Origin of the sequence: Fictibacillus sp. 18YEL24, assembly GCF_015903855.1 — a bacterium.
Lineage (GTDB): Bacteria > Bacillota > Bacilli > Bacillales > Fictibacillaceae > Fictibacillus > Fictibacillus phosphorivorans_C.
In genome coordinates this window covers 527,120-533,203 of sequence record NZ_JACZDT010000003.1, presented here as the reverse complement: position 1 = coordinate 533,203, position 6,084 = coordinate 527,120, and the positions used below count along the sequence as shown (strand labels likewise).

Annotated in this window: 9 protein-coding genes; 2 read left to right on the top strand and 7 right to left on the bottom strand. The window is 35.9% G+C overall.

Features of this window, described 5'->3' with window-relative positions:
• Positions 1 to 24 precede the first annotated feature (24 nt).
• Complete coding sequence (locus tag HU823_RS13105) at positions 25 to 429, bottom strand: hypothetical protein (RefSeq protein ID WP_186320565.1); 405 nt, start codon at positions 427 to 429, stop codon at positions 25 to 27.
• Between the two features lie 129 nt (positions 430 to 558).
• A complete protein-coding gene (locus HU823_RS13100) occupies positions 559 to 717 on the bottom strand; it encodes a DUF3934 family protein (RefSeq protein WP_144701624.1) in 159 nt (52 codons plus the stop codon).
• A 288-nt stretch (positions 718 to 1,005) separates the two neighbouring features.
• On the opposite strand from HU823_RS13100, the gene HU823_RS13095 reads away from it, so the two are divergent.
• On the top strand, positions 1,006 to 1,992 hold the full coding sequence (locus HU823_RS13095; RefSeq protein ID WP_197222348.1) for a nuclease-related domain-containing protein: 987 nt from the start codon (positions 1,006 to 1,008) through the stop codon (positions 1,990 to 1,992).
• Here the strand turns inward: HU823_RS13095 and HU823_RS13090 are convergent.
• From HU823_RS13090 to HU823_RS13070, 5 genes are all read right to left on the bottom strand, one after another.
• A complete protein-coding gene (locus HU823_RS13090; RefSeq protein ID WP_197222347.1) occupies positions 1,985 to 2,350 on the bottom strand; it encodes a hypothetical protein in 366 nt (121 codons plus the stop codon). The two genes, HU823_RS13095 and HU823_RS13090, sit on opposite strands and share 8 nt — an antisense overlap.
• Before the next feature lie 17 nt (positions 2,351 to 2,367).
• Positions 2,368 to 2,934: a GNAT family N-acetyltransferase gene (locus HU823_RS13085; protein ID WP_197222346.1), complete on the bottom strand. Its 567-nt coding sequence runs from the start codon at positions 2,932 to 2,934 to the stop codon at positions 2,368 to 2,370.
• A gap of 19 nt (positions 2,935 to 2,953) precedes the next feature.
• Positions 2,954 to 3,802: a DUF1835 domain-containing protein gene (locus HU823_RS13080; RefSeq protein WP_197222345.1), complete on the bottom strand. Its 849-nt coding sequence runs from the start codon at positions 3,800 to 3,802 to the stop codon at positions 2,954 to 2,956.
• A gap of 146 nt (positions 3,803 to 3,948) precedes the next feature.
• Positions 3,949 to 4,434 carry a hypothetical protein gene (locus HU823_RS13075; protein WP_144701636.1) on the bottom strand — a complete coding sequence of 162 codons (486 nt, stop codon included), beginning with the start codon at positions 4,432 to 4,434 and terminating at the stop codon, positions 3,949 to 3,951.
• A gap of 98 nt (positions 4,435 to 4,532) precedes the next feature.
• Positions 4,533 to 5,282 carry a MerR family transcriptional regulator gene (locus HU823_RS13070; protein WP_197222344.1) on the bottom strand — a complete coding sequence of 250 codons (750 nt, stop codon included), beginning with the start codon at positions 5,280 to 5,282 and terminating at the stop codon, positions 4,533 to 4,535.
• Between the two features lie 89 nt (positions 5,283 to 5,371).
• On the opposite strand from HU823_RS13070, the gene HU823_RS13065 reads away from it, so the two are divergent.
• Positions 5,372 to 6,058, top strand: a complete 687-nt coding sequence (locus HU823_RS13065; RefSeq protein WP_197222343.1) for a CPBP family intramembrane glutamic endopeptidase — start codon at positions 5,372 to 5,374, stop codon at positions 6,056 to 6,058.
• The last annotated feature ends 26 nt before the right edge of the window (positions 6,059 to 6,084 follow it).

The following is a 6,084-nucleotide window of genomic DNA, read 5'->3' as shown; positions in this document are numbered from 1 at the left end:
CTTTTGGGAGCTGCTTTTTCCCTTTTATGCTTTAAGCGTTTTAACAACAATCGCTTGTGAAGCACTCTTAATCAAGCATCCTTCCAAATCACCTTCACTTAATAACCCTAGCATAATGGCAGACTTTACTTTTTCTTCATCCGGTTTTGGTACATGAAGAATGAGATCTGTCATATTTAATTCAGTAAGGCGACTCACTGTCTTTTCTTCATGAAGCTTTTCAGATTTTCGGATCTGGCGCTGGAGCTTGAAGTTGTTTACTGTAACTTCGCCTTTCTCATTTTGACCAACTAAGTGATCAAAATAAATATGAAAGACTTTTTTTAGTTCATCTAATTCTTTCTCAACCTCTTTTTTCTTCTCGTTAAGCTTGTTGTATTTTATGATCAAATCTTCTGAAATGGTGTAATTCGTATTTTGTGTAGCCAAAGCTTGTCCCTCCCATTTACCAATGAATAGTTCATCTTATGGTAGATTTGAGTGATTTATTCCAAAATAAAAACCACCTAACTTTAGTAGTAGATGGCTCATTCACAGCTTTTGGCTGTTCTATTTTTATTAATTGTTTTCTGTTCCACTTTGGTTCTCTGGTTTATTCTTACCTTTACTCACATAAGGCTTTGGACCTTTTTTCTTACTGCTGGATTTCCAACGGTTCCATCCCTTTTTCCCCGTTCCTTGCCCAACGCCGCTTTTCTTGCCTTTTGCTTTACTCATTCTTATCACTCCATGACCGTTCTTGTGCTTATTTCAAGCAGTAATTTGAATTATACTACATTACCGGCGGTGGGGATAGTTCCTTAGAAAGTACTAGGAGCTCTGAATAATAAAATTATGTGATGTATGCCATTTTTTATGTGATAATCCCTATTTTTTATGTGATGAGTGTCAATTTTTATGTGATTCTCCTAAGAAATTATTTGATTCTTGATATTTTGTGCTTCGGTTATTCAGAAAATGCTTTTTTGCAGCACCAGATCATGCATCCTATATTAAGTCCATAAGTTGAAAGGAGGTCTTTCTATAAAAAAACAACCGCTTACCCCCTACGTCATACAAAAACTCGGTGCAGTCATTAACAGATTGCAAAGCTGTCATCCAGAACGTTCGAAATTGGAAGGAAATCTGGCAAAATATATTGCTGGGCATAACGGTGAAAAGTCCCTACAGTATTTTTATCGATATCTGCCAAAACAAGAGGCCGATATTATCCATAACATTCGAATTAAGCATATGGAATTCTTCTTTCAGGTTGATACACTTATTATAACTTCAAAATTTATAATTCTGTTAGAGATAAAAAACTATATAGGAGATTTGTTCTTTGATGATAAATATGGACAACTCATTCGGATTTCTAGTAAAGGAAGAGAAATATTTGAAGACCCTATTCAACAAGTAAAAAGACAATCTTTCCATTTAACTCAGGTGCTAGAACAGCACAAGATCCCCAGGATCCCCATTGAAACGTTAGTTGTTATTACTAATCCACGAACTTTTGTAGATAGTTCAGAGACATATAAAAATGCATTAAAGTTAGTAATTAAAAGCCCGATGTTACTTAGTAAGTATGAAGAATTCAATGCTCATTATAAAAAGGATGTGCTTTTGATGAAAGAAAGGAAAAAGATCAAAAGATTATTGATGAAGTTAAACGAACCATATAATCCCGATATCCTAAGCTATTATGGAATTGATAAAAGTGAGTTGATAACAGGGGTGCTTTGCTCCAAATGTAACACACAAATGAATCGGATAAATGCTAACTGGGAGTGCGCAGCCTGTTTTCATACCTCTAAGACTGCACATGTTGGAGCACTGAGGGATTACGCTCTTATCATTTCAACGGATATAACAAATAAAGAATGTAAAGATTTTTTACATTTATCAACAAGTATGCAAGCTTACTACCTGCTCAACTCACTAAATCTTCCATACACTGGCACATCCCGCAGGACTAGAACCTATCAGCTAGACTCCCTCATCACTTGACCGCATTCAGCAACATTTCAGCATCAATTCTACTCAGCTTCCCGTACTTATGTTCATTTAAATCCACGATTTCCGCAACCCTATAATCATGAAACCAAATTTTATATTCTTCCAATCTCTCAGGCATGTTCGGATCATACAGATAGAAAAGGGTTAACGTCAAATCTTCTTTTCTTGCTATCTCCACTTTTGCATTTTCCCAATTCACTCTTTCTAATTGTGCACCAATTGATTTCACTTGATCCTCATCTGTTATGATTCCATCATCACCCGTTCGCATCTCACTTAGTTGATAATCAACACGGATCAGCTTTTCATTCTCGTTGCAGCCAGCTAAACTCATCATAAGTAAAAGCACAACCAGCCTTCTCTTCATCAATCAGCAGGATTGATGATAGCCATTTGTTGATGGTCTTCCCACTTTCCATTAATCTTCACGTTTTTACGTGCTAGTCCTTCTTTCTCAAAACCAGCTTTTTCTAACACTCGAATAGAACCAATGTTATGCGGCATCACACCCGCTTCTACTCGATGAAGTTTAAGTTCATCAAATGCGTATTTTACGATCAAACGTACAGCTTCTGTCGTATAGCCTTTTCCATTGTGCTTTTCATCTAAAAAGTAACCGACAAACGCACTTTGAATTGATCCGCGCATCACGGCGAACAAATTGATTGTTCCGATCAAAATCTCTCCATCTTTTGTAAAAATACCAAAATAGTAATCTAAATCTTGTTTTGCATTCTCTACTAACATTTGAATACGTTTTTGCTGATTTTCAAGGGAGTAAAAATCATCGCTGCGTTCCATAGCAAACTGACTAAAGAACTCCCGGTTCTCTAATTGAAGGTTCACCATATCCTCTGCATCCTCAACGATCAATAACCTAATATAGATATTGTCTCCTGTTAGTTTAACATTTGTTTCCACAATTTGATTCATCAACTATTCTCTCCGTTTCTTATGTAAGATCCTTTTTGGCAAGCTTCACTCTTAATTTCCTCATGTTGCCTAATGTACCTTCATATTCAAGTTTTCCTTGCTCGATCAAAAAATGAATTCGGTTAAAGATAAACGCATCACCCACATATTGTTCAAGATGGCCTATTATATCACCGACGAGACGTGAGCAATCCATATAGTCTTCTCCATACTTCCACTCCAAACGTCTTGCGGAATGAATGATGAAAGCATCTAAATGATCAACACTAACGCTTTTTATTGACTTGTCTTCCCAAAGTCTTAAGACTTCTTCTGATGCACTCAAAGTCTTCCATTCTTCAACAAATTTTTTCTTACCATCCAATGAGAGAGGATCGTAACTATCCGTTTTCTCTAAAATGATTTTGAGATGATCTGGAGAAACTTCATTCGAGTGCAGTGATGTATAGAAGACATCAGGGGGTTTGCAATATTTGTTAAAATATTCATTGGTATTAACCACAAGGATATTGTTTTCTCGATCTTCTAGTAACTTCATCACAAATCTCAAACCCGTTTGTTCAGGCGCATTGTCAGCTGTCCAGATTGTAATTGGCACATCTTTAGGAATATTACCAATTTCCTGAAGTGCTTGCCTAAAACTAGATTCATATTCGTTTGAATAATATTCTGCCATGTCACCAATTGACAAATTGTCTTTGAACCATTGAATCCGGCGTTCGGTGCCCTTTTCAGTTTCCAGTTCATGAATAGGTCCTATAGCAAACGAATCAGGAAATCCGATTACATGTTCCTGGCTTTTTTCCTTACTTAGCATCCTTTTCATCGCGCCAGCCGAAGATTCTCCAAACATTATATGAACGTTCATTACTACAGCCCCTTAACTTAACCTTACCTTACAATCCATCAAGACCACCCTACACATTCTCTAGTCTACCTGTAATACCTTTTTTATTTCCAGAATTTATTACAGAATTAAAAAAGAGCTGAGTATGTTCAGCTCCTCAAACCCAATTATTTTAAATCTGTTTCTTCTAATGTAAAGTTGTTGTCTTCCGCAAACTTCTCTAATTCACTCTGACTTTTTTCGCTCATTTTTTCTGCTTCCTCAAGCATTGTATACGACTTTTCATCTAATTCTACATCTTGTTCTTCTATTGCAGTTAAACTTAATTTCATTGCTTCTGCTCTAGTCTTTATATTTTTCACAAAAAGATCTTGTGATTTCTTTAAATCGTCTAATTCATTCAAGCTTATTCCTTCAGCTTCTTTTGCCAATGCTTCATAATCGGCAATTGTGTTCTCTAGTTCTTCTTTCGCAGTAGGGTCTTGTAACATTTTTTCAAAGTCAGTTTCCACTTTTTTAGATAATTCCATATCTTTCTTTATAAGTTTATTGCGATCATCCAAATACGTATTAAAATCATCTTCGATCAACATGTTACAACCACCTAAAACGATTACACTTAGCGCTACTACCATCACCAATAACTTTTTCATATTTTCTTTCACCTCATGGATAATTTTGGAGTCTATTTCTTGATACCCTTTATCCACAAGTTATTAAACCAAAGTTTTACATTTTTATAAAACTTTGGTCATAGGTTATTCGTTTGATAACTGATTATAGCTCTATCCAAAAATTCTAAGACTTCGCTGCTAACAGGATATAAATTCAATGATTGTGATGAAGTTTCTGATTTTCTAGCGGTCCAGAATTTTTCCTCTAACTCGGTGTCTCCCTGAAACATTTCATGCGATAAGAGTAATACATCTGAAGCGATCAATTGACCATCGTCGGACGATGGTTCTCTTTTGTTTTGCAAACAGATCTCTATTCGTTTTATGATGTTCACCCATTTTGCTGTACTTGCATCCTCAAGTTTTGGGAGGGAGGTTTGAAGCATCTGTCTCTCATTATCAGAGAAGAACTTTTCCCAGGTTTGATTTCTCTCAGCGATCTTTGTATCTTCATTTGCTTGAACGAGGGAAAGGATATGCTCCCAATCCAACTCTCCCTGAAGCTCTAGGATATGTAGGAGTGTATTTATTTTTTCAGACGCTGATTGAAGCTGATTCAGCTGAGTCTGAACATCTTTTTTCTGAGCTACAAGAATATCTTTTATCGTTACTTCACCTATTATTTTTTTAATTTCTGTTAAAGGTAGAGACAAAGATTTCAAGAGTGTAATCTTTTCTAATAGTTGAAGATCTTCCTTCGTATACATTCTTGTGCCGCTATCACTCTTTATACTCGGTAAAAGTAGACCAATTTGGTCATAATACCGCAGAGTCCTTACGGAAACGCCATATTGCTTTGAAACCTCTCCTGTTGAAAATAGGTTCATTATTTTTTCTCCTTTTTCTCTTGCAGGTTACGTTACGTCACCGCTTACAATTAACATATTATAACAAGTTAATCAGGAGGAACAATAAGATGAACGTTACAACAGAGAGAAAATGGAACATTCGTGAACTTATACTATTATTAAGTCTTTGTTTAGTTGGTGTACCCATTCTTTTGGAGAACATCCTATACGATCAGTTGATACATTTGTTAGATAACACTTTATACGCGGGGACGTTAACTGGTTTTTTCATGGCGATCGTTTTTACAACAGGTGTGTATTGGATCGCATTAAAACCAAATCAGTTAGGTTGGCATGCAGTTGGTCTTAATCCACTTAGAAAAAATATGTGGAAAACGATATTGCTATGGACGATCCTTCTCATTTTCATAAGTATTGCCCTTGTCATAGTAATGGATGTGCTTTCAATAGGAACAAATAATGCTAAAACAGACAGTCTAAAATCTGACCTTACACCCTTTACATTTCTGATAGGCTTTTTATCAGCAGCAGTTGTTTCCCCTATTTATGAAGAGATTTTTTACCGGGGTTTTTTGTATACGTGGTTCAGAAGATGGGGTATTAGAAAAGCAATGATTTTCAGCTCGTTCATTTTCATGATCGTTCATATCCCTACGTATAATACGCTGCCTGTAAACTTTGCTTCTGGCCTGGTTTTTTGCTGGGTGTATGAGAAGACAGGCTCTATTATTCCAGCGATTATCATTCATGGTATTGTAAATGGAATTGGAATCTCATTGTCTGTTCTAGCGTGATATTTTAAAATCAAACAAAAAAAGCG